The organism is Pseudomonas poae, from assembly GCA_028869255.1.
Lineage (GTDB): Bacteria > Pseudomonadota > Gammaproteobacteria > Pseudomonadales > Pseudomonadaceae > Aquipseudomonas > Aquipseudomonas poae_C.
On sequence record CP110972.1, the window covers coordinates 4908780 to 4930376 of the forward strand.

At 61.1% G+C, this 21597-nt stretch carries 22 protein-coding genes and 5 tRNA genes; 10 read left to right on the forward strand and 17 right to left on the reverse strand.

The annotated features are described in order from the left end of the window. Positions 1-25: 25 nt before the first annotated feature. The 3 genes from ampE to LRS56_22295 all read right to left on the reverse strand — a co-directional run bounded on the left by ampE (position 26) and on the right by LRS56_22295 (position 3634). Positions 26-862, reverse strand: coding sequence for a regulatory signaling modulator protein AmpE (ampE, locus tag LRS56_22285; protein ID WDU61526.1), 837 nt, complete (start codon positions 860-862; stop codon positions 26-28). Then, positions 859-1422 carry a 1,6-anhydro-N-acetylmuramyl-L-alanine amidase AmpD gene (gene ampD / locus LRS56_22290; GenBank protein WDU61527.1) on the reverse strand — a complete coding sequence of 188 codons (564 nt, stop codon included), beginning with the start codon at positions 1420-1422 and terminating at the stop codon, positions 859-861. Before ampD ends, ampE begins: the two co-directional genes overlap by 4 nt. Before the next feature lie 61 nt (positions 1423-1483). After that, positions 1484-3634 (reverse strand): DUF1631 domain-containing protein, encoded by a 2151-nt coding sequence (locus LRS56_22295; GenBank protein ID WDU61528.1) that lies wholly within the window; start codon positions 3632-3634, stop codon positions 1484-1486. A 244-nt stretch (positions 3635-3878) separates the two neighbouring features. Here LRS56_22295 and nadC point away from each other — a divergent pair, with 244 nt between their 5' ends. Then, entirely contained in the window at positions 3879-4727 is an 849-nt protein-coding gene (gene nadC / locus LRS56_22300; protein WDU61529.1) for a carboxylating nicotinate-nucleotide diphosphorylase, read from the forward strand. A gap of 81 nt (positions 4728-4808) precedes the next feature. On the opposite strand, the gene LRS56_22305 is transcribed toward nadC, so the two are convergent. The 4 genes from LRS56_22305 to LRS56_22320 form a co-directional block, all read right to left on the reverse strand. After that, positions 4809-5114, reverse strand: coding sequence for a DUF6388 family protein (locus LRS56_22305; protein ID WDU61530.1), 306 nt, complete (start codon positions 5112-5114; stop codon positions 4809-4811). A gap of 153 nt (positions 5115-5267) precedes the next feature. Beyond that, positions 5268-5340 (reverse strand) — tRNA-Thr (locus LRS56_22310). 48 nt (positions 5341-5388) lie between these two features. Beyond that, complete coding sequence (locus tag LRS56_22315; GenBank protein ID WDU61531.1) at positions 5389-6789, reverse strand: O-antigen ligase family protein; 1401 nt, start codon at positions 6787-6789, stop codon at positions 5389-5391. A gap of 35 nt (positions 6790-6824) precedes the next feature. Further along, entirely contained in the window at positions 6825-7241 is a 417-nt protein-coding gene (locus LRS56_22320; GenBank protein WDU61532.1) for a pilin, read from the reverse strand. Between the two features lie 199 nt (positions 7242-7440). Here LRS56_22320 and LRS56_22325 point away from each other — a divergent pair, with 199 nt between their 5' ends. The 4 genes from LRS56_22325 to yacG are packed head-to-tail and all read left to right on the forward strand — an operon-like array spanning position 7441 to position 10329. After that, positions 7441-8649 carry a type II secretion system F family protein gene (locus LRS56_22325; protein ID WDU61533.1) on the forward strand — a complete coding sequence of 403 codons (1209 nt, stop codon included), beginning with the start codon at positions 7441-7443 and terminating at the stop codon, positions 8647-8649. A gap of 38 nt (positions 8650-8687) precedes the next feature. Next, the gene (locus LRS56_22330) at positions 8688-9512 is read left to right on the forward strand and encodes an A24 family peptidase (GenBank protein WDU65797.1); all 825 of its coding nucleotides are present in this window, start codon (positions 8688-8690) and stop codon (positions 9510-9512) included. Continuing rightward, the gene (gene coaE, locus LRS56_22335; GenBank protein ID WDU61534.1) at positions 9509-10132 is read left to right on the forward strand and encodes a dephospho-CoA kinase; all 624 of its coding nucleotides are present in this window, start codon (positions 9509-9511) and stop codon (positions 10130-10132) included. Before LRS56_22330 ends, coaE begins: the two co-directional genes overlap by 4 nt. After that, complete coding sequence (gene yacG / locus LRS56_22340; GenBank protein WDU61535.1) at positions 10129-10329, forward strand: DNA gyrase inhibitor YacG; 201 nt, start codon at positions 10129-10131, stop codon at positions 10327-10329. The genes coaE and yacG overlap by 4 nt, the downstream gene beginning before the upstream one ends. On the opposite strand, the gene LRS56_22345 is transcribed toward yacG, so the two are convergent. Further along, positions 10326-10541 (reverse strand): hypothetical protein, encoded by a 216-nt coding sequence (locus LRS56_22345; protein ID WDU65798.1) that lies wholly within the window; start codon positions 10539-10541, stop codon positions 10326-10328. The genes yacG and LRS56_22345 overlap by 4 nt on opposite strands. A 75-nt stretch (positions 10542-10616) precedes the next feature. After that, positions 10617-11306 carry an energy-coupling factor ABC transporter permease gene (locus LRS56_22350; GenBank protein WDU61536.1) on the reverse strand — a complete coding sequence of 230 codons (690 nt, stop codon included), beginning with the start codon at positions 11304-11306 and terminating at the stop codon, positions 10617-10619. A 129-nt stretch (positions 11307-11435) separates the two neighbouring features. On the opposite strand from LRS56_22350, the gene LRS56_22355 reads away from it, so the two are divergent. The 3 genes from LRS56_22355 to LRS56_22365 are packed head-to-tail and all read left to right on the forward strand — an operon-like array spanning position 11436 to position 13653. Beyond that, positions 11436-12065 carry a DUF1780 domain-containing protein gene (locus LRS56_22355; protein ID WDU61537.1) on the forward strand — a complete coding sequence of 210 codons (630 nt, stop codon included), beginning with the start codon at positions 11436-11438 and terminating at the stop codon, positions 12063-12065. Positions 12066-12120: 55 nt separating this feature from the next. After that, positions 12121-12294 (forward strand): DUF3094 family protein, encoded by a 174-nt coding sequence (locus LRS56_22360; protein ID WDU61538.1) that lies wholly within the window; start codon positions 12121-12123, stop codon positions 12292-12294. A gap of 60 nt (positions 12295-12354) precedes the next feature. Further along, positions 12355-13653, forward strand: a complete 1299-nt coding sequence (locus tag LRS56_22365) for an NAD(P)/FAD-dependent oxidoreductase (protein WDU61539.1) — start codon at positions 12355-12357, stop codon at positions 13651-13653. Between the two features lie 176 nt (positions 13654-13829). Here the strand turns inward: LRS56_22365 and LRS56_22370 are convergent. The 7 genes from LRS56_22370 to rluD form a co-directional block, all read right to left on the reverse strand. Beyond that, a tRNA-Pro gene (locus LRS56_22370) sits at positions 13830-13906 on the reverse strand. A 95-nt stretch (positions 13907-14001) separates the two neighbouring features. Continuing rightward, positions 14002-14077: transfer RNA gene (locus LRS56_22375), tRNA-Lys, on the reverse strand. A gap of 5 nt (positions 14078-14082) precedes the next feature. Further along, positions 14083-14159: transfer RNA gene (locus LRS56_22380), tRNA-Pro, on the reverse strand. Between the two features lie 10 nt (positions 14160-14169). Then, positions 14170-14245 (reverse strand) — tRNA-Asn (locus LRS56_22385). A 302-nt stretch (positions 14246-14547) separates the two neighbouring features. Next, positions 14548-17112 (reverse strand): ATP-dependent chaperone ClpB, encoded by a 2565-nt coding sequence (gene clpB / locus LRS56_22390; GenBank protein ID WDU61540.1) that lies wholly within the window; start codon positions 17110-17112, stop codon positions 14548-14550. A 133-nt stretch (positions 17113-17245) separates the two neighbouring features. Beyond that, positions 17246-17971: a peptidoglycan editing factor PgeF gene (gene pgeF, locus LRS56_22395; GenBank protein ID WDU61541.1), complete on the reverse strand. Its 726-nt coding sequence runs from the start codon at positions 17969-17971 to the stop codon at positions 17246-17248. Continuing rightward, the gene (rluD, locus tag LRS56_22400) at positions 17968-18930 is read right to left on the reverse strand and encodes a 23S rRNA pseudouridine(1911/1915/1917) synthase RluD (protein WDU61542.1); all 963 of its coding nucleotides are present in this window, start codon (positions 18928-18930) and stop codon (positions 17968-17970) included. Before rluD ends, pgeF begins: the two co-directional genes overlap by 4 nt. Before the next feature lie 149 nt (positions 18931-19079). Between rluD and LRS56_22405 the strand changes: the two genes are divergently transcribed. Together LRS56_22405 and LRS56_22410 are read left to right on the forward strand one after the other, a co-directional pair. Then, a complete protein-coding gene (locus LRS56_22405) occupies positions 19080-20105 on the forward strand; it encodes an outer membrane protein assembly factor BamD (GenBank protein ID WDU61543.1) in 1026 nt (341 codons plus the stop codon). 124 nt (positions 20106-20229) lie between these two features. Then, positions 20230-20463 (forward strand): PP0621 family protein, encoded by a 234-nt coding sequence (locus LRS56_22410; protein ID WDU61544.1) that lies wholly within the window; start codon positions 20230-20232, stop codon positions 20461-20463. Here the strand turns inward: LRS56_22410 and thiO are convergent. Then, a complete protein-coding gene (gene thiO, locus LRS56_22415; GenBank protein ID WDU61545.1) occupies positions 20450-21559 on the reverse strand; it encodes a glycine oxidase ThiO in 1110 nt (369 codons plus the stop codon). The two genes, LRS56_22410 and thiO, sit on opposite strands and share 14 nt — an antisense overlap. Between the last annotated feature and the right edge of the window lie 38 nt (positions 21560-21597).

Genomic DNA, 21597 nt, shown 5'->3' on the forward strand with positions numbered 1-21597 from the left:
CACATTGTTGACCGTGCTCACTGGATTAAGGCAATACAGTCCAGATGGCAAACCCGGCGTACCACAGCACCGCAGCGCGCAGCAGCAGTTCCCATAGTCGGTCCAGGCTGTTGATGCCGTCGGGACCGACTGCCGGCGGCGGGATTTCGGCGGCCACCAGCCCGACTTTTTCCATCAGTTGCGCGGCGCTGATGTCCCAGCTCAACAGCTCGTGGAGCATGACGCGGCTGACCGCGACAAAGTTGCCCACCAAGGCAAAGCTGGCCGCCAGCAAGCGTACCGGCAACCAGTCGAACGCGTGGCGCAACTGCCCGGCGCGCTCGGCCACCAGCGGGTTCTTGCTGTGTTCGCTGGCCAAGGCCAACAAGCGATAAGCCAGGGCGGCAACCGGCCCCAGCAGGAAGTACCAGAAAATCACCGCGAAAAAGCTCTGGTAAGCCTGCCACAGCAAATGGCCCTGCACGCGCTCGAGCAGCTGTTCACCACTGTCGGCGCTCAGGTTCAAATCACGCTCGGCCACATGCTCGGCGGCCTGCAGATCGCCACGCCGCCAGGCATCGCGGAACGGGCCGAGCCCGGCCAGCAGATCACCGCGCCCCAGGCTGTAAATCACCACTAGCAGGTGCACCGGCAGTGCCAAAAGGCCATAAGCCACCGGTTCCAGCACCAACAACAGAAGCGCCAGCAGCGCCACCGGCAACAACACCAGCAGCACCAGGATCAGCCAGGGCTGCTTGCCCAGGCGCGGGCTCGATTCAAGCTTGGCCAGCTCGCGCAACCAGCCGCCATCGCGCTGCAACCGCCGGCGCAGGGCCGAGAATTTCTCGATCCACACGGCCAGCACCAACACCAGAAAACTCATCGTGCGTGTCCTCCATCCAGCAGGGCGCTGCGAAAGCGCGTCCAATCAAAAGCGGGGCCGGGATCGGTCTTGCGCCCCGGAGCAATATCGCTGTGGCCACAAATACGCTGTGGGGTAATGCCTGGATAGGCCGCCAGCAGCTGACGGGTCAGGTCGATCAGCGACACATATTGGGCGTCGGTGAACGGCAGGTCATCCGTGCCTTCCAGCTCTATGCCCAGGGAAAAATCATTACAGGTTTCACGCCCTTCGAAGCGCGAGACCCCGGCATGCCAGGCCCGGTCGATACAGGACACAAACTGCGTCACCGCACCGTCGCGCTCAATCAGAAAATGCGCGGATACCCGAAGGTCGGCAATCCCCTCAAAGTAGGGATGTTCCGTGACATCCAGACGGTTCTGGAAAAATTCCTGCACTTTGCCGGTGGCGAACTGTGCCGGTGGCAGGCTGATGTTGTGCACCACCAACAGTGAGATTTCGCCTGCGGGGCGCTCATTGAAGTTGGGCGATGGGCAATGACGGATGCCCTGGCACCAACCGCTGGTGGGGTCCAACTGCATACAGGTTCCTTGAACGAGACAACGTGTTACCAGTATGCCGCGTTCGCCCCTGTGGTTGCGATCACTTGCCGCGATTGAGTTGACGCAGCTTGCCCATCACCGCCGCCAGCGCACGCTCGAACAACGGCCCATCGTCCAGGGTTTGCAGAGTGCCGCGCTTGAACGCGAGTGCCAGTTGGCCGGCGTTTTGCTCCAGCACCTTGAGCCCCGTGCGGCTGACAAAAATGTAGCGGTTGGCCGGAGCCATGATCGCAGTCAGCCGGCAGCGCAGGGTGCTGCCTGTGTCTGGCTGGAACAGCATCCAGGTGCCGATTCGCAACGAGTGGGCCCTGAGCAGCCCGGGATCGTTGGCCGGCAGGTCTGCTGCGGGATCATGCGCAATCGTGCTCAACACAAAAGGCTCGCGCACCTCGATCAACTCGTCGACGCCCCTCGGCAGCTGCACATGCAGGGCCTGCAACCGGACAAAAAACTCACGGGTGCTGAACGGGTCGAATGCGGCGCTGGCCAACCCGTCGCGCAACGCCTTGAGCAACCCCGGCAGTTGCTCCTGCAAGTGGCGCCCAGCCTCTGTGTCGTGTTGCAGGCTGACGCTCCAGACCAACTCATCCAGGGTGCGCAGCCCCGCCTGCCATTGCACCGACTGTTCGCCGTGCTTGAGGCTGGCCAGTACCAGCACCTGGCTCCAGGCGTGCTGCACAAATTGCACCACCGCTCGCGGCAGGACCTTGCCCATCAGGCGCCGACTGAGCACCTGCGCCACCCGCTCGCGGATCGCTTCGGTGCGCATGCGCGCGGCTTCGGCATCGCGGGTGTGCTGTTCAAGCAGCTCGCTGCGTTGTCGCTCATCGGCGGCAAACGCGCTGAACTGCGCCAGCAACTCGGAAAAAATCGCCGGGTCTTCGACATATTCGTTAAGCAGGCGTTGCACCACCTGCTCGATGCGCAGGTACAGGCTGTCGCGCTGGTAGCCATCGCTCGGGCTCCAGCCCATGGCGGCGGCAGCGATTTCGTTCAGCAGGCGGCGTGCCGGGTGGCCGGCGCGGCTGAAAAAGCTCTTGTCGAGCACCGCGACTTTGAGCATCGGGATCTGCAAGCGGGCAATCAAGGCTTTGAAGGCGTCGGGCACCGTGCGGTCGCTGAGGATGAACTCGAACAACAGCGCGATCAGGTTGATCACGTCTTCGTCCGACTCCTCCACGACCCGCGACTTGCCACTCTTGACGCTGACGCGGGTGAGCAACTGCTCTAGCTGGTTGCGCAGGTCGAAATCATCCTCCGCCTCCGGCTCCGGCACGTATTGCTGCAAATGGGACAACAGGCGCAGCAAGTCACGGGTGGCAATCGGCAGGGGCTCAGCGCTGGCCTCCAGGGTGGGCGCGACACTGCCGCGCAGCGTGGCCAGCAACGCCTGCAAGGCGGCGAAGGCTTCCTGGCCATTTTCGTCGACGGGCTGGCCGGCGCTCGGCTGTGCATCATGGCTCGGCAGCTCGCGGGCAGCACGCCCACCGGGCCGACGCGATGGCACAGCCTTGAGCTCCGGCAACACCCCCGTCGCGATCAGCAATTGGTTGGCCTCGCCGTACAGTTGGTCGGCGTCGCTGAGCACGTACTTTTCAAACAGCTTGAGCATGATCAGCTTTACCCGAATCTCCACGCCCAGGCTGCGCCCCGCCCGCAGGAACGACTCGCACAACAGCGCCGGCCCCAGGGGGTTCTCCCGGTCGTCCAGGCGGTTGCCCAGCAATGCGCTCAAGCGGGCGGTGAGTTGTGACAGCGCCAGGCCGTCGCGGTGGTGTACCCGGCCCAGCATGGCCTCCAGCGCCAGCGCTTTTTCCAGCTCATCCCTGGACGTACCCGGCGCCGCGTCATAGGACACCACCGGCACCAGCTGAAGCTCGCCCTGCCCCGCGAGGCTCAGACCGGCGAACGCTTCGAACAGCCGCTCCATGAACACCCGCTCGAAATTCTTGCGTTTGAGGCGCAGGTCGCGCATGGCTTCAAAGAAAATATGGTGGTCGACGTTGTTACGGGCCTTGTCAGCCATCTCGAACAATGTGTCGTCGGCGTTATCGAACAATTCCTGCAGACCTTGCTGCAACTGTTGCGCCGCCTTGTCGCGGACCTGCAGCAACACCACCGGCAGTCGGGCGAGCGGCGATGGCGTGGCCTGTGCCTGGTTGATCGGCACCACCTTTCCGTCATTGTGCATCCTGGCCTCCTGAAACGGCGGTATTGAGTGGGGCAAAGAACGGCTACGGGCCTTTTTTGCCGGTGGGTAACCGGTGATTACCTGGACGTCAAAGCTATGACGCCAATTGCAAGGCGCGAGATTATCTTGCAAATGAGGTGGGTTGCGCCAGCAAACTCTGCCAATGCGCTGTAAATGAGCGGCGAGTGTGGGTTCGAACGCACACTGCCCCTATAATCGGGGCACTTTGTTTGTGGAGCCTGTTATGCCGAACCTCCGTCTTGCCGACCTCACCGCCGAAATCGAAGCCAACGTGCGCCGCGCACTGCTGGAAGACATCGGCAGCGGCGACATCACTGCACAGTTGATCCCGGCCGAACGGCTGGCCACCGCCACCATCATTACCCGCGACAACGCAGTGGTCGCCGGTACAGCCTGGGTGGATGCGGTGTTCCGCCAGTTGGACCCACGGGTCGCCGTGCATTGGCAGGTGGCCGACGGGGAGCGCGTCAGCCCCAATCAGGCGCTGTTCCACCTCGAAGGCCCGGCGCGCTCGCTGCTCAGCGGCGAACGTAGCGCGCTGAATTTTCTGCAGTTGCTGTCAGGGGTGGCCACCCGCGCCCAGTATTTGGCGGACTTTGTGGCCGGCACCCAGGTCAAGTTGCTGGACACACGCAAAACCCTGCCGGGCCTGCGCCTGGCACAGAAATACGCCGTGACCTGCGGCGGCTGCCACAACCACCGGATCGGTTTGTATGACGCGTTCCTGATCAAAGAAAACCATATCGCCGCCTGCGGCGGAATTGCCCAGGCCATCACGGCCGCCCACAAGATCGCCCCGGGCAAGCCGGTGGAAATCGAAGTGGAAAGCCTGGAGGAACTGCGCGAAGCACTGGCGGCAGGCGCCGATATCATCATGCTGGATGAGTTGAGCCTGGACGATATGCGTGAAGCGGTGCGCCTGAACGGCGGCAAGGCCAAGCTGGAGGCCAGCGGCGGGATCAATGAAAGCACCCTGCTGCCCATCGCCGAGACCGGGGTGGACTACATCTCCATCGGGGCGATGACCAAGGATGTGAAGGCGGTGGATCTGTCGATGCGCCTCAGTATCTGAGGAGTTGCAGGCGGTAAGCTTCAAGCTGCAAGGGGGCTGCGTAACAACGTGCAGCTTGCAGCTTGAAACTTGCAGCTGCCTTTAAACTACAAGGTTGTTCATCTCGCAATACTCTTCCCACTCGACATCCAGCACTTCGGCCGCCTCTTTGTGCAAGGCCAGCCGTGCCGCTTCAAACTCTTGCGGTGTCGAGGTGTACTTGAGGGTCAGCTCCCAGGGCTGGTAACCCTGGCTTTCAGCCTCGTCCTCGAATGCCCACTGAATCTGGTCGCGCTGATCATCGGCGCTCAGGTCCTTGATCTCTTCTTTAAGTTGCGGCGATTCCTCGAGGTATTTTTCGAGGGCTGCTTGATGCCGAACTTCCTGGGTCATCTCTGTCGTGGTCATGTTGTTCTCTTAGATCAAGGAATGGGGATGCATCTGGGTCATCAAGGTTGCGCAGATACAAAAGAGCGGGCACGAATGCCGACTCGTCTGGCCTTCAGAACCATTCTGGGATCATCTGAAAACAGTGCTGCCTTTGTAACAGTGTTGCCTCTTTGCCCGAGACAGGAATCGAACCTGCGACCTTCGCGTTACGAGTGCGCTGCTCTACCGGCTGAGCTACACGGGCGGTGGGCTAAAGCTAGCACCGCATCGGGCGTCCGGCAACTTGTGGCCCTCAGCGGGCGATCACGCCCTGCGCCCAGAAGCGCGGCTGCAGCAAGTTGTCATGGGCGCGCAGGTACTGCTGCTGGGCTTGCGTGATGTGAGGTACGTCGCGCACCGCGATAAATACCAACAGACCAACGGCCAAGACACTCAGGGTTTTCCAGGCAGCCCACGCCAGCGGCAAGCGTGCAGCTATCGGCGATTGCCACAGGTGCAGCGCCATCAGCCAGCCCACTACCAGCGCCAGCCAGACCTGGGAATTGGGTATCACCATCACACCGTCGACCATGGACTGCACCAGCGCACCGACCAGCGCCGCAAACAGGCACAGCCGCAGCAGGTCCACACGCTCAGCGCACAGTGCTCGCTCGCGCAGAACACCGAACGTAGCCCAGCCGCCGCGCCACGCCAGCGCCGCCACACAGACAGCCGATGGCACGCCCCATTCGCTGGCCCACTGCAGGATGGCCTGGTGCGGATGAGCGGCAATCTTGTTGGCGATATCCGCAAAATGCATCGGGCCGAAGCCCAGCCAAGGGCGCTCGAGGAGCATTTGCCACGCCTGCCACCAAATCAGCCCACGGCCCGACAGCGAGGTGGTGAGGCGATCAGCCGCGTCATCCGAGACCTCAACCCCCAGGTAACCGGCCAACACCGTGAAGACCAGCCAATACAGCAGCAGACCGACCAGCACCGCGGCCAGCTGCCAGCCCAGCCAGCGCCGCCCCCAGGGCCCCAGCACCGCCAGCACCACGCCTGCCGCGCCCATGCCCAGCCACGTACCGCGCGTGCCGCCACTGATCGCGATCATCCACCAGACACACAGCAACGCGAACACCGCGCCTCTTAGAGGGCGGGAAAGTGTGGGCAACAACAAGGGCAGCGCCAGCAGCGGCAGGGTGAACGTCTGGAACTGGCCGTAAAAGCGCTTGTTGGAAAAGCCGGACAGCAATATTTCAGGGTCCAGTACCCGCTCTGCGCTGGTGAAGGCCAGCGCACCGGCATACAGGTACTGGATGGACTTGATCAGGCACAACAACAGCACCAGCAGGATCAGAACACGATCCAGCGGCTCACCGCCATGGCGCCGCAGCACCGCAAACGCCACGGCGATCGCCGCGCAAGCGACAAACAACGCCACTTCGGCAAGCGCCCAAAGCGGCTGATGGGCCAGTGCCGAAGACACCAGGCCCAACCCGATAACCAGCGCCAGGCCCAGCGCCGTGGGCCGATCCACCAACCGCTCCACCGGGCAGACCGACAGCCCATACAGCACCGCACACACTGCGATGGCAATCTGCAGCGTTCGCTGCACGTCATGCCCGCCGAATGGCGCACTTACCCCTGTAACCAGCAAACACACCGCTACCACCAGGAAAACACTGCCGCGCTGCTGTACGGATAACGACATCGGCCACCTCTACGTCCATGTGGATGGTTTAGCAGTTATGCCCCGTCGGCGCCGCAACCTTTGGCTGCATATTTTGCGTCGGCGGTTGTGGTGCATTTCCAGCCAGTGGTGGCGTTGCGCGTGAGGCTGATGGTCTTGCCCAGCACCGGCGCCGGGGCGTCGAGTATTTCGCAACTGATGGAGCCCGCGCCCGTGGCAACGTCGCCTGCCACGTCGATTTTGCAGTTGGCGGTGGGGCTGGTGCCGCCGATCAATGCCAGGGTGGGGACGGTGCCCTGGTTGAGGGTGTCTTCGTAACCGGCCTTCAACGCGCTGATTTCAGCCAGGCCGGCGGTGAACTTGGCCTTGGCCTGGTGGGTGGTGTACATGGGCAGGCCGATGGTGGCCAAAATGCCGATGATCGCCACGACGATCAATAACTCGATCAAGGTGAAGCCTTTTTGACGCATCACATTCACTCTCCAGAATAGAACTTATGACAAGGCGCTTCCTGCGCCCCGTATCGTGCAGCGGCACCAGTGTACTCATCCGCAAGCGGTCAATCGCGCCCAAGTCGCACATTCTGACATTTTATCCTTGAGCAAGCGCCAGCCCGAATCCGTCACCTGACTAAGCTATAAATCTTCGACGACCTGAGTGCGGAACCGCGACATGAACCACGCCTCGACGATTTACGCCTGGGAAGGCATCAACCGCAAAGGACGCAAAGTGTCCGGGCGAACCAGCGGGCAGAGCCCCGCCATGATCAAGGCGCAACTGCGCCAGCGAGGCATCAGCCCCGGGCGGGTGCGCAAGAAATCCCCGATGCTGGTGAACTTCACCTCGCCGATAAAACCGGCGGACATCACCCTGTTCACGCGCCAACTGGCCACGCTATTGAAGGCCGGGATTGCCCTGTTGCAAGCCTTCGACATCATCAGCGAAGGCTTCGACCATCGCTCCATGCGTGCGCTGGTGCAGGGTTTGAAACAGGATATCGCCGCCGGCACCAGCCTGACCGAGGCGTTGCGCAAATACCCGCGCCACTTCGATGACTTGTACTGCAGCCTGGTGGCTGCCGGCGAACACGCTGGGGCGCTGGAAACCTTGCTGGAACGCGTGGCGATCCATCGGGAAAAAAGCCAACAGCTCACAGCCAGAATCAAAAAAGCCATGACCTACCCGACCGCCGTGCTGGTGGTGGCCAGCCTGGTCACCGGCGTGCTGTTGATCCACGTAGTGCCGCAGTTCAAGGCCCTGTTCGCCGGGGTCGGCGCCGAGCTGCCCGGGCTGACCTTGCGGGTCATCGGGTTGTCCGAGTTCATGCAGCACGCCTGGTGGATGCTGGCGTTGGGCCTGGGCTCGGGCGCCCTGGGGCTGCGGCATGCCTATCGCACCGGCGTCGGTTTTCGCCACTGGCTGGACGCCGGTTTGTTGAAAGTGCCGCTGGCAGGCAAACTGCTGCAAAAATCCGCAGTGGCCCGCTATGCCCGCACGCTGTCCACCACCTTTGCCGCAGGTGTCCCACTGGTGCAAGCGCTGGGCTGCGTGGCGGGTGCCGCAGGTTCAGGGCCGTTCAAACAGGCGATCGAGCATATGCGACACGATGTATCTACCGGCATGCCGCTGAATCAATCCATGGCCGACTGCGGCCTGTTTCCCCGCATGGCGATACAGATGACGGCGATCGGCGAAGAGTCCGGCACGCTTGACCGCATGCTGGAGAAAGTCGCCAGCCACTACGAGACCGAGGTCGACGATCAGGTCGATAACCTCACACGCTTGATGGAGCCACTGCTCATGGTGCTGCTGGGGGGCATTGTCACGGTACTGGTCATCGCCATGTACTTGCCGGTCTTCCAACTGGGGAGTGCGTTTTGAGCCTGTTGTTCAGTGAATACCCTTGGGCCTTTGTCGTGATGGCGTGCGTACTGGGGCTGATTGTCGGCAGTTTTCTCAACGTGCTGGTGTGGCGCCTGCCGAAAATGCTTGAGCGCGAATGGCGTGCCCAGGCCCATGAAGTGCTCGGTTTGCCGGCAGAACCTGCCGGGCCGACCTATAACCTGATGCGGCCCAACTCCTGCTGCCCGCGCTGCGATCATCCGATTCGCCCGTGGGAAAATATCCCGCTGCTCAGCTATTTATTCCTCAGAGGCCGTTGCGCCCACTGCCAGGGTGCGATCAGCGCCCGCTATCCGCTGACCGAACTGGCGTGCGGATTGATCTCTGCGCTGGTGGCCTGGCATTTCGGCTTCGGCTGGCAAGCGGCAGCGGTGATGATCGTGAGTTGGGGGCTGCTGGCGATGAGCCTGATCGATATGGACCACCAGTTGCTGCCGGATGTGCTGGTGCTGCCGTTGCTGTGGCTGGGGCTGATCGTGAATGGCTTCGACCTGTTGACGACATTGCCGGATGCCCTGTGGGGCGCGGTGATCGGCTACATGAGCTTGTGGACCGTGTTCTGGCTGTTCAAGCTGGCTACCGGCAAGGATGGCATGGGCCATGGGGACTTCAAGTTACTGGCACTGCTCGGTGCCTGGGGCGGTTGGCAGATTCTGCCGATGACGTTGTTGATGTCGTCACTGGTGGGCGTGTTTGCGGGGCTGATCCTGATGCGTTTGCGCAAGACTCACGCCTCGGCACCCATGCCGTTTGGTCCATATCTGGCGATTGCCGGCTGGATTGCATTGCTCTGGGGTGGTCAAATAACCGACTTCTATTTGCAGTCTGTCGGTTTCAGATGACCACTTCTGTTGCAACACCCTGGATTCTTGGCCTGACTGGCGGCATCGGCAGCGGCAAAAGCGCGGCGGCCCAGCACTTTATCGACCTGGGCATTGACCTGGTGGACGCCGATCACGCGGCCCGTTGGGTGGTCGAACCCGGCCGCCCGGCGCTGGCACGTATCGCCGAGCATTTTGGCGCCGGTGTATTGCAGCCTGACGGCCAACTGGACCGCGCCGCCCTGCGCAAGCTGATCTTTGAAGTACCCGAGGAGCGCCGCTGGCTCGAAGCGTTGCTGCACCCGTTGATCGGCGAGGAGATTCGCAGCCATCTGGCCCGCGCCCGGTCGCCTTATGCGATTCTGGTGTCGCCGTTGCTGATCGAGTCCGGGCAGTACAGCATGACCCAGCGCATCCTGGTGATCGACGTGCCGCAATCACTGCAGATTCAGCGTACCCTGCAGCGCGACGGCATCAGCGAACAGCAAGTGCAGGCGATCCTCAAGGCGCAGTCCAGCCGCGAAGACCGCCTGAACCATGCCGATGACGTGCTGGTCAATGACCAGGACCTCGCCTGGCTGCACAGCGAGGTCGAGCGACTGCACCACTTTTACCTTACTTTGCGTGGAGGCCGATCATGAGCCAACCCTTGACCGTCGACTGCCCAACCTGCGGTGCACCCGTGGAATGGAAAGCGACCAACCTCAACCGGCCGTTCTGCTCGGACCGCTGCAAACTTATCGACCTGGGTGCCTGGGCCGCTGAGGAACATAAGATCCCGGTAGCGCCGGACGCTGAAGACGAGCTGTTTTCCGAAGACCTGCCGCCGCGCCATTAAGGCCGCATAAAGGCATATTCCTGCTGGTCGTCGAGGTTTTCTGCAAGGTATTGCAGCTCGTCGGCCAGGTCTTCGAAACTGCGCACGCCCTTGCTCTGCTGCACCACTGCGCTAAGCATGGCGCGCAGGGTCAAGCCCGGGTCAAAGCCGATTTCCTGTGCCGCGTCCTGGCTTCTGCGCAACTCCTGCCGTGCCCATTCATACACACTCATGATCGGTGCTCCCACCTTGCCTGGGTAAATTTCGCAGAGCATGAGCCCGCCTGGCCACGCGGGATTTGATCTGGGTCAACGCTGCGAATCATCATCCTTCCAGGGGGCCGAGAGGTAGCGCGTGCGGTTGAACGTCTCCAGCCATTCCGGACAAAACACCACCAGGGCGCTGATCACCATGCCGTTGATAAAGGCCTCGGGAAAGATGATCAGCCACAGATAACCGATAAAGTCCTCCAGCCATTCCGGCATGGCGAAGCGGCCGTCGAACCACAGCAGGCCCAGCGCCGCCAACAGGCACAACAACGCCGACAGCGCGGCGGCGAAAAAGCCGGAACAGAAGATGTAAACGAAGGGGTTGCGCGGTTGCGCCCGCTCTACCAGCAGCGCGCAGCCTTCGGTAACCAGCACCGGCAACCCGACCAACAGCAGGCCGTTGACGCCAAGGGCTGCCAGGTCCTGACGCCCCAGCGCCATCAAGCCAAGCTGCGCGGCAAACCCACCGACAATCGCCAGCGGCCAATCCAGCAGCAAGGTCACGGCCGTCATGCCGATAAAGTGGTAGGAAACGCCGGTATCGAAATCACGCCGCACCAGCCACAACATGAACAAGGCGAACACCGTGCCGAACAGCAAGTGCTGGCGCCGCCGGTCGGCAAACAACTCGACCCAAGGCGAGCGCAGGATGGCCCATAGCAACAGCGGCGCGTACAGCAGCCAGCCGATGCCGAGGGTTTCCGGTGCCAGAACAGCGGCGCTGATCACGCTTGCAACCCCTTCACACTAAGCCTCACCACACACCTCATCCTTGGGTTTGCTATCGAGCGACCAGTCTACACCGACGCTTTAAAGCAAGACTTCCTACAGTCATCATTTGAACGCTAAGCTGCCAATATGGATGACTCAGATTACTTGCGCCTGCTCACCGTAGCAGCCGAACAAGCCAACGCGTTCCTGTCCAATGCCCGCAAATGGGAGCGTGAGCGTTGGGTCTGCCAGCGCCTGTTGCAAGGCTTGAACGTGCCCTACCGTGCCGAAGAGTTTCATGCCGCCGGGCAAGAGCCGCCGGACGTGCTGTTTCGCGATGCCAGTTTCGAGGTATTTTTCGTGCTGGATGAAGGCCGACGACTGAACGACGAATGGCGCGATGAGTTGCTGCGTCGGCGCAGTGCGTTCTCCCTGAGCCAACTGGTGCGGCGCGAAGCCAAGCCGCGGCGCATTCCGGCGCATGAATTTTTGCTGCGACTGGCGCCAACCCTGCGCAAAAAGGCGCACAACTACAAAGAGCGCGGGATGGACCTGGGTGAGTTGGATATCGTCGCCTTCACCAGCCTCAAACGCGAAGTACTGGACCTCAACAGCCACTTCCCGCCCCCCACCGAATACCTGCGCCAGGGCTGGCGCTCGCTGTCGCTGGTGGGGCCGACCTTTGCGCGGGTGTTGTTCGCGCATCCGGACGCGCCGGATTTCTTGCGCAACAACCTGGGGCGCAGCATAGTGTTCGATGTGGGCATCAGCCTCTGATCCCCCGGACTGTAACGTGGCGCCCTTCAGCAACGTCTACCTGACGAGGCCTTATATGACCAGCCGCCTGAACCCCGATGACCAACAGCATGTCGAAGAGTACCTGCAACTCTCCCAGAACCGAGTCGAGCGCAAGCCTTTCCGGCCGTGGCTGCTCCTTGGTGTGGTGCTTGTAGTGGTGGTCGGGCTCGGTCTGCTGAGCCGCCTTTTGAGTTACCTGACGCTATGAGCTGCCTGGCGCTCGCGGGGGTAACTGCTCCGATTTCTTTTAGCCTTGCGAGATATCCCCATGACCCATCGTATTATTATCGTCGGCGGCGGCGCCGGCGGCCTGGAGTTGGCTACCCGCCTGGGTAAGACTCTGGGCAAGCGCGGCACCGCCAGCATCACGCTGGTGGACGCCAACCTGACCCATATCTGGAAGCCACTGCTGCACGAAGTGGCTGCTGGCTCGCTGAACTCTTCAGAAGACGAACTCAATTACGTCGCCCAGGCCAAATGGAACCACTTCGAGTTCCAACTGGGGCGCATGAGTGGGCTCGACCGCGAGCAGAAGAAAATCCAGCTGGCCGCCACCCTCGACGAAGAAGGCCGTGAACTGGTGCCTGCACGCGTGCTGGGCTATGACAGCCTGGTGATCGCGGTCGGCAGCACCACCAACGATTTTGGCACCGAGGGCGCGGCGCAGCACTGCCTGTTCCTCGACACCCGCAAACAGGCCGAACGCTTCCACCAACAGTTGCTCAACCACTACCTGCGCGCCCATGCCGGGCAGACCGACACCATTGAGCAGATCAGCGTCGCCATCGTTGGCGCCGGCGCCACCGGCGTTGAGCTGGCCGCCGAGCTGCACAACGCGGCCCATGAGCTGGCGGCGTATGGCCTGGACCGCATCAAGCCGGAAAACATGCACATCACCCTGATCGAAGCCGGCCCACGCGTCTTGCCTGCCCTGCCCGAGCGCATCGGCGGGCCTGTGCATAAAACCCTGGAGAAACTCGGGGTGACCGTGCTGACCAACTCAGCCGTCAGCGAAGTAACCGTCGACGCCCTGATCACCAGCAGCGGCCAGGTGATTCCAGCCAGCCTCAAGGTATGGGCGGCCGGTATTCGCGCACCGGGGTTCCTCAAGGACATCGACGGCCTGGAAACCAACCGCATCAACCAACTGCAAGTACTGCCGACGCTGCAAACCACCCGTGACGAAAACATCTTCGCCTTCGGTGACTGCGCCGCCTGCCCGCAACCCGGCACCGACCGCAACGTACCACCGCGTGCCCAGGCCGCTCACCAGCAAGCTTCGTTGCTGGCGAAGTCGCTGAAACTGCGGATCGAAGGCAAGGACTTGCCCTCCTACAAGTACACCGACTATGGCTCGCTGATTTCGCTGTCGCGCTTCTCGGCTGTGGGTAACTTGATGGGCAACCTCACCGGTAGCGTGATGCTCGAGGGCTGGTTGGCGCGGATGTTCTATGTGTCGCTGTACCGCATGCACCAGATGGCGCTGTATGGCTTCTTCCGCACGGCGATGCTGATGCTGGGCAGCAAGATCGGGCGTGGCACCGAGCCCAGGCTCAAGCTGCACTAACCACACGAAACAGTGTGGGAGCGGGCTTGCCCGCGATAGCAGTGGATCAGCAGCAACCATGTTGGCTGACAGACCGCTATCGCAGGCAAGCCTGCTCCCACATTTTTTGCGTCGTATTTGAGGTTTTCAGAAGGCAAAAAAAATCCCCGTATCTTTCGATACGAGGATTTTTAATATGGTCGGGGTAAGGGGATTCGAACTCCTGACATCCTGCTCCCAAAGCAGGCGCGCTACCGGACTGCGCTATACCCCGGTAAAAAAAAGGCGACCTCTCAGTCGCCTTCTTCGATCAGCGCTTTTGGCCTCTGATCTTAAGATTCGATTCCAGCGTTAACTGGTCTCAAAAAATGGTGGGTCGTGTGGGATTCGAACCTACGACCAATTGGTTAAAAGCCAACTGCTCTACCAACTGAGCTAACGACCCAAATATGGTCGGGGTAAGGGGATTCGAACTCCTGACATCCTGCTCCCAAAGCAGGCGCGCTACCGGACTGCGCTATACCCCGGTTTTGAAATTGGCTCCGTGACCAGGACTCGAACCTGGGACCCAATGATTAACAGTCATTTGCTCTACCGACTGAGCTATCACGGAACTACATATTTCAAATGTACAACTTTTACTGCTTACTACCTTCTCTTCGACTTGTCCGTATCGCTACGTTCATGTGTCTGAGGCGCGCTATTCTACAATCTTAAAAACCCCTGTCAACCCTTTAAATTGCTTTTAAGACAATGATTTGCGCTTGTTTCTGATTTCTTCTTGGGGAGAAGAAACCCGTGGGCTGACGTTGCTGCGGGGCGCACTTTACAAGCCTTTGCCTTACAGTTCAACGCCCTATCGAAAAAAAAGGCCCCGCAATGCGAGGCCTTCTCTTATTGCCGTAGCGGCGGGGCTCAGTGGAAGACGATTTCGTCGTTTTCCACGCTTGCCGTAACGCTGGTGCCCGGCATGAAGCTGCCCGACAGGATCAACTGCGCCAGCGGGTTCTCGATCCAGCGCTGGATCGCACGTTTCAACGGCCGTGCGCCATACACCGGGTCGTAACCGACCGCGATCAACTTGTCCAACGCCTCGCGGCTCAGCTCCAGCGACAGCTCGCGCTCCGCCAGACGACCACGCAGGCGGCCCAACTGGATCTCGGTAATGCCCGCGATCTGATCCCGCGCCAAAGGCTCGAAGATCACCACTTCATCGACCCGGTTGATAAATTCCGGGCGGAAGTGCGAGGTCAGCGCATCCATTACCGCAGCGCGCTGCGCCTCACGATCACCCACCAGTTCCTGGATCTGCGCCGAGCCCAGGTTGGAGGTCATCACGATCACCGTGTTGCGAAAATCCACGGTACGCCCGTGACTGTCAGTCAGACGGCCATCTTCCAGTACCTGCAGCAGGATGTTGAACACATCCGGATGGGCCTTCTCGACCTCATCCAGCAGGATCACCGAGTAAGGCTTACGCCGCACGGCTTCGGTCAGGTAACCGCCCTCCTCGTAGCCCACATAGCCTGGTGGAGCGCCGATCAGACGCGCCACCGAGTGTTTTTCCATGAACTCGGACATATCAATCCGCACCATCGCTTCTTCAGTATCAAAGAGGAACTCGGCCAGGGCCTTGCACAGCTCAGTCTTGCCCACGCCGGTCGGGCCAAGGAACATGAACGAGCCGCTCGGACGGTTCGGGTCGGACAAGCCGGCCCGCGAACGCCGGACCGCGTTGGACACCGCGACCACGGCCTCTTCCTGGCCGATGACGCGCTGGTGCAACAGGCTTTCCATTTTCAGCAGCTTGTCGCGCTCGCCTTCGAGCATTTTCGACACCGGAATGCCGGTCCACTTGGAAACCACTTCGGCAATTTCTTCCTCAGTCACCTTGCTGCGCAGCAACTGGTTTTCAGCCTTGCCGTGCTGGTCGACCATCTGCAGGCTGCGCTCCAGATCGGGGATCACCCCGTACTGCAACTCGGCCATGCGGTTCAGGTCGCCTTTACGGCGCGCGGCTTCCAGCTCCTGACGGGACTGCTCGATCTTTTGCTGGATCTGCGCCGAGCCCTGCACTTCGGCTTTTTCCGAGGTCCAGATTTCTTCGAGGTCCGAATACTCGCGTTCCAGACGCACGATTTCTTCCTGAAGTTTTTCCAGGCGTTTCTTCGCCGCGTCGTCCTCTTCCTTTTTCAGGGCCTGGGATTCGACTTTCAGTTGAATCAGGCGCCGATCCAGGCGGTCGAGCACTTCCGGCTTGGAGTCGATTTCCATGCGAATACGGCTGGCCGCTTCATCGATCAGGTCGATGGCCTTGTCCGGCAGCTGACGGTCGGTGATATAGCGATGGCTCAATTTGGCCGCCGCAATGATCGCACCGTCGGTGATCGCCACCTTGTGGTGGACCTCATAACGCTCTTTCAGGCCGCGCAGGATCGCGATGGTGTCTTCTTCGCTCGGCTCTTCCACCAGCACTTTCTGGAAACGCCGCTCAAGGGCCGCGTCCTTCTCGATGTACTGGCGATACTCGTTGAGCGTGGTCGCGCCGACGCAATGCAGCTCACCCCGCGCCAATGCCGGCTTGAGCATGTTGCCAGCGTCCATCGAGCCTTCGCCTTTACCGGCGCCGACCATGGTGTGCAGTTCGTCGATAAACAGAATGATCTGCCCTTCCTGCTTAGACAGCTCGTTGAGCAGGGATTTGAGGCGTTCTTCGAACTCGCCACGGAACTTGGCACCGGCGATCAACGACCCCATGTCCAACGACAGCAGGCGCTTGCCTTTAAGGCCGTCTGGCACTTCACCATTAATGATGCGCTGGGCCAGCCCCTCGGCAATCGCGGTTTTACCCACACCTGGCTCACCGATCAGCACCGGGTTGTTCTTGGTACGGCGCTGCAGGACCTGGATGGTGCGACGAATCTCATCGTCACGGCCGATCACCGGATCAAGCTTGCCTTCTTCGGCGCGCTTGGTCAGGTCGACCGTGTATTTATCCAGGGCCTGGCGCGACTCCTCATGGTTGGGGTCATTCACCGCCTCGCCGCCACGCAGGTTGTTGATGGCGTTTTCCAGGGCTTTCTTGCTCACGCCCTGGCCCAGCAACAATTTGCCAAGCTTGCTGTTGTCGTCCATCGCGGCGAGCAGCACCAGTTCGCTGGAGATGAACTGATCACCTTTCTGCTGGGCCAGGCGATCGGCCTGGTTGAGCAGGCGTGCCAGGTCCTGCGACATATTCACGTCGCCGGTAGGATTTTGGATTTTCGGCAGTTGGTCGAGCTCTTTGCTCAACTCCTTGCGCAGGCTGTTAACGTCAAAGCCCACCTGCATCAACAAGGGCTTGATAGAACCACCTTGCTGATCCAGAAGTGCCTGCATCAAGTGCGCAGGCTCGATGGCCGGGTGGTCGAGGCCCACCGCCAGGGACTGGGAGTCCGATAAAGCCAACTGCAATTTGCTGGTTAAACGATCAATACGCATTAGTCACCTTCCTTTTGAGCAGGCCGGAGCTATAAACACACTTCCTGAATGAAGAAACCTGCCAGATACCCCTATAGATGCGGTCGATTCTGGGAGATTCAAGCTACAGAGCGTTGACGCAGATCAGAAGAGTCTAGCGCTCAAGCCAGATAAGGGAGGCAAACCGACCGGTGCGAGGGCTGCGGCGGTAGGAAAAGAAACGAGGGTCGGTCACGGTGCAGAAACCGCCGCCATATACGGCGGTGATGCCGCGTGCGGCCAGACGCAGGCGCGCCAGCTGGTAGATGTCAGCCATGAACTTGCCGGGGTTGCGGCTCGGCACAAAGGCCTCGGCAGTAACCGGCAACTGCTGCATAAAGGCTTCACGCACTTCCGGCCCGACTTCAAAGGCTTGCGGGCCGATTGCGGGGCCCAGCCAGACCAGTACATCGGCAGGCTCAGCCTCCAGGCTCTCAAAGGCTGCTTCCAGCACGCCCGCCGCCAGCCCACGCCATCCGGCATGGGCCGCGGCCACGCGAGTGCCGGCACGGTTGCAGAACAACGCGGGCAGGCAATCGGCGGTCATCGAGGTGCAGGCGACACCGGGCGTGCTGGTCCAACTGCCATCGGCTTCAGCGGTATGCGACGGGTCAGCCTCGACCACGGTTGTGCCGTGAACCTGGCGCAGCCACGCAGGCTGAATATCAAAGGCATCGGTAAGACGACGGCGATTTTCAAGGACCGCCTCCAGGCTGTCCTCGACATGATCACCCAGATTCAGGCTGTCGAACGGCGCCAGACTGACGCCGCCCGCACGGGTGGTGACGCAGGCCTTGACCCGAGCCGGCGCAGGCCAGTCAGGAATCAGCCAGTCACTCATCCGATAAACGCCTCGCGATCCTGCTTGAGCAGCGACAACAACCAGACCAGATCGTCCGGCAGAGGCGATTCCCAGCTCATCCGCTTACCGCTCGTCGGATGGTCCAGCTCCAGGAAGCGTGCATGCAGTGCCTGGCGCGGGAAGGATTTCAAGGATTCGACCATGGTCTGGCTCGCCGCCGGAGGAATACGGAAGCGACCACCGTAGGCCGGATCGCCGACCAACGGGAAGTTGATGTGGGCCATGTGCACACGAATCTGGTGAGTACGACCGGTTTCCAGCTTGACCCGCACGTGGGTGTGGGAGCGGAAACGCTCCAACACACGGTAGTGGCTGACGGCCTGCTTGCCGCCCTCCATCACCGCCATACGCTGGCGCTGCTGGCCATGGCGACCGATCGGCGCGTTGATCTTGCCACCCGCCACTACCACACCGATCACGATGCATTCGTAGATCCGGCTGACGCTGCGGCTCTGCAATTGTGTGACCAACTGCGTCTGCGCCTGAATGGTCTTGGCTACCACCATCAAGCCGGTGGTGTCTTTGTCCAGGCGGTGCACGATGCCGCAGCGCGGGACATTGATGATGTCCGGCACGTGGTGCAGCAGGGCATTGAGCAAGGTGCCATCAGCGTGCCCGGCGGCCGGGTGAACCACCAGACCTGCGGGTTTGTTGATGACCAGGATGTCATCGTCCTCGTAGACGATATCCAGCTCGATGTCCTGGGCGACCCATTCTCCCTGGGCTTCCTGCTCGGCAGTCAGCTCAAGAATCGCACCGCCATGCACTATGTCTCGCGGGCGGATAACCGCTCCATCCACAGTCAGGCGGCCGTCTTTGATCCAGGCGGAAAGGCGCGAGCGCGAGTGCTCAGCGAATAATTGTGCGGCGACTTGATCGAGGCGTTGGCCGCCCAATTCGGACGGCACCTCTGCGCGAAGTTCAATTTTATCGGACATGCTCAGACTAGGCGTGGCACAGCCTTTGGTTTCGGCTGCGCGCTTGTGGTTAAATACGGCGTCTTTTGCCCCGAGGCTTTCAACGGGGCGCTCATCATAACAGGACGGCCCCGCCCAAGACAGCGGCCGTCATAGGGACGCAAGCCGCCATGCAAGTGAAACACCTGCTGCTGATCGCCATCCTCGCCATGACTGCTGCTTGCTCGTCAACAAAGGAAGTCGTCGACGAAAACCTGAGCGAAGTCGAGTTGTACCAACTGGCTCAGAAAGACCTGGACAACAATAGCTACACCAGCGCCACAGCGAAGCTGAAGGCACTGGAGTCGCGCTATCCGTTCGGGCGTTACGCCGACCAGGCCCAGCTCGAGCTGATCTACGCCAACTACAAGAACGCCGAGCCTGAGGCTGCCAAGTCTGCCGCAGAGCGTTTTATCCGCCTGCACCCGCAGCACCCGAACGTCGACTACGCCTACTACATGAAGGGCCTGACTTCGTTCGACCAGGATGTTGGCCTGCTGGCGCGCTTCCTGCCGCTGGACATGACCAAGCGTGACCCGGGCGCTGCCCGCGACTCCTACAACGAGTTCGCCCAGTTGACCAGCCGCTACCCCAACAGCCGCTACGCGCCGGACGCCAAGCAGCGCATGATCTACCTGCGCAACCTGCTGGCCTCCTACGAGATCCACGTGGCGCACTATTACCTGACCCGTCAGGCGTACGTCGCCGCCGCCAACCGTGGTCGTTATGTAGTGGAAAACTTCCAGGAAACCCCTTCGGTGGGTGACGGCCTGGCAGTGATGACCGAGGCTTACCAGCGTCTGCACCTGGACGAGCTGGCCAACACCAGCCTGGAAACCCTGAAACTCAACTACCCGGACCACCCAAGCCTGAAGGACGGCCAGTTCGTGCCTCAGGTGGCCGAGGCAGACAACCGTTCGTGGCTGAGCAAATACACCCTGGGCCTGATCGAGTCCCGTCCACCGCTGCCGCCGGGCGAAACCCGCGCCAACCAGGACGTGATCAAGCAGTACCAGGACGCCAAGGAAGCCATTCCTTCGGAACTCAAGCCTCACGACGAGAACGGCGACGTGATCGAAGAGGAAGAACCGCAGGCCCTGGGCAACAACCAGGACCGTTCGTGGTTCAGCTACATGACCTTCGGCGTGTTCGACTGATCAGTCGGCGCGACGCAAAAGGAGCCCCTCGGGGCTCCCTTTTTTATGGGCCAGCATTATTGCTCTGTGCGCCTGCCACGTCCTTGGCTAAACTGGCGCATTCCCTGTCGAGAAACTACCTATCATGGTTCGTCTACTGTTCTGGATTGCCGTCATTGCTGCCGCGGTATGGTTTTGGCGCAAATTCAAAAGCCCGGCCGCTAAACAGCAACGTGCCAGCGAGCCCGGCGCAGCCATGATGGTGCGCTGCGCCCACTGCGGCGTGCACTTGCCGCAGGATCGCGCACTCAACTCACGCCAGGAGTGGTATTGCACCCAGGCGCATCTGGAACAAGGGCCGAAGTCTATCCAGCGTTGAGCCGACCGGCGGGCGCATAAGGTGCCGGGTCAATAATCGGCGCACGCTTGAGCAACAAGTCGGTAAACAATTGGCAGGATGCCGGCGCGAGCACCAGGCCGTTGCGGTAATGCCCACAGTTGAGCCACAACCCCTTGAACCCCGACACCTCACCAATATAGGGAATACCTTCGGGTGAGCCGGGGCGCAAACCGGCCCAATGCCCCACCACCTCTGCATCCGCCAGTGCGGGAATCAGCTCGACCGCCGAAGCCTTGAGGCTTTCCAGCGCGGTTTCAGTCGGCGTCTTGTCGAAGCCTTCATGCTCCAGAGTGCTACCGATCAGGATGTGCCCGTCACGCCGTGGAATCGCATAACGCCCCTTGGCCAGAACCATGCTCGACAGGAAGTCCGAGGCGCATTTGTACAGAATCATCTGCCCCTTGACCGGCTCCACCGGCAACGCCAAGCCCAGCGTGCCAAGCAGCTCACCGCTCCACGCCCCGGCCGCCAGTACCACCTGATCCCCGAGGATCGGACCAGCCGCCGTGTTTACGCCGACTACGCTGGCGCCATCCAGCACAAACCCGAGGACCTCGCACTGCTCGTGAATCGTCACATCGGGAAACGCCAATAGCGCCGCCTTGAGGGATTTGACCAGGCGCGGGTTACGCACATTGGCCACGTTGGCCATATAGATCGCCTGGGAATACCCGCTGCCCAACACCGGGGCGGCATCATGGGCGGCGGATACATCCACTTTGCTCAAGGGCCGACCTTCACGGGCCGCCCAAGCCAGGGCCTCGGTCTCATCATCCAGGTCCAGCCAGTACAAACCTGTGGTGTGAACCTCGGGGTCGATGCCCGTGGCAGCAAACAAGCGCTCCGCCAATTGCGGGTAAAAATCCTGGGACCAGTGAGCCAGCGCTGTGACTGCCGGGCTATAGCGCCATGGGTACAGGGGCGAAACAATGCCACCGCCCGCCCAGGAAGATTCCTGTCCCAGCCCTGACCGCTCCAGCAACACTACCGCCTGCCCTTGGGTCGCCAGGTTGTACGCCGTCAACAAGCCGATGACTCCGCCACCGACAATCACCACCTGCTGTTGCTTAGCCATCATTCGATCCAGCCGATAAATAGGGACAAGCGCACCGG

Coding starts and splice junctions, on each gene's coding strand:
- ampE (WDU61526.1), bottom strand. CDS start 862: ATGAGTTTTCTGGTGTTGGTGCTGGCCGTGTGGATCGAGAAATTCTCG.
- ampD (WDU61527.1), bottom strand. CDS start 1,422: ATGCAGTTGGACCCCACCAGCGGTTGGTGCCAGGGCATCCGTCATTGC.
- LRS56_22295 (WDU61528.1), bottom strand. CDS start 3,634: ATGCACAATGACGGAAAGGTGGTGCCGATCAACCAGGCACAGGCCACG.
- nadC (WDU61529.1), top strand. CDS start 3,879: ATGCCGAACCTCCGTCTTGCCGACCTCACCGCCGAAATCGAAGCCAAC.
- LRS56_22305 (WDU61530.1), bottom strand. CDS start 5,114: ATGACCACGACAGAGATGACCCAGGAAGTTCGGCATCAAGCAGCCCTC.
- LRS56_22315 (WDU61531.1), bottom strand. CDS start 6,789: ATGTCGTTATCCGTACAGCAGCGCGGCAGTGTTTTCCTGGTGGTAGCG.
- LRS56_22325 (WDU61533.1), top strand. CDS start 7,441: ATGAACCACGCCTCGACGATTTACGCCTGGGAAGGCATCAACCGCAAA.
- LRS56_22330 (WDU65797.1), top strand. CDS start 8,688: ATGGCGTGCGTACTGGGGCTGATTGTCGGCAGTTTTCTCAACGTGCTG.
- coaE (WDU61534.1), top strand. CDS start 9,509: ATGACCACTTCTGTTGCAACACCCTGGATTCTTGGCCTGACTGGCGGC.
- yacG (WDU61535.1), top strand. CDS start 10,129: ATGAGCCAACCCTTGACCGTCGACTGCCCAACCTGCGGTGCACCCGTG.
- LRS56_22345 (WDU65798.1), bottom strand. CDS start 10,541: ATGAGTGTGTATGAATGGGCACGGCAGGAGTTGCGCAGAAGCCAGGAC.
- LRS56_22355 (WDU61537.1), top strand. CDS start 11,436: ATGGATGACTCAGATTACTTGCGCCTGCTCACCGTAGCAGCCGAACAA.
- LRS56_22360 (WDU61538.1), top strand. CDS start 12,121: ATGACCAGCCGCCTGAACCCCGATGACCAACAGCATGTCGAAGAGTAC.
- LRS56_22365 (WDU61539.1), top strand. CDS start 12,355: ATGACCCATCGTATTATTATCGTCGGCGGCGGCGCCGGCGGCCTGGAG.
- clpB (WDU61540.1), bottom strand. CDS start 17,112: ATGCGTATTGATCGTTTAACCAGCAAATTGCAGTTGGCTTTATCGGAC.
- pgeF (WDU61541.1), bottom strand. CDS start 17,971: ATGAGTGACTGGCTGATTCCTGACTGGCCTGCGCCGGCTCGGGTCAAG.
- rluD (WDU61542.1), bottom strand. CDS start 18,930: ATGTCCGATAAAATTGAACTTCGCGCAGAGGTGCCGTCCGAATTGGGC.
- LRS56_22405 (WDU61543.1), top strand. CDS start 19,080: ATGCAAGTGAAACACCTGCTGCTGATCGCCATCCTCGCCATGACTGCT.
- LRS56_22410 (WDU61544.1), top strand. CDS start 20,230: ATGGTTCGTCTACTGTTCTGGATTGCCGTCATTGCTGCCGCGGTATGG.
- thiO (WDU61545.1), bottom strand. CDS start 21,559: ATGGCTAAGCAACAGCAGGTGGTGATTGTCGGTGGCGGAGTCATCGGC.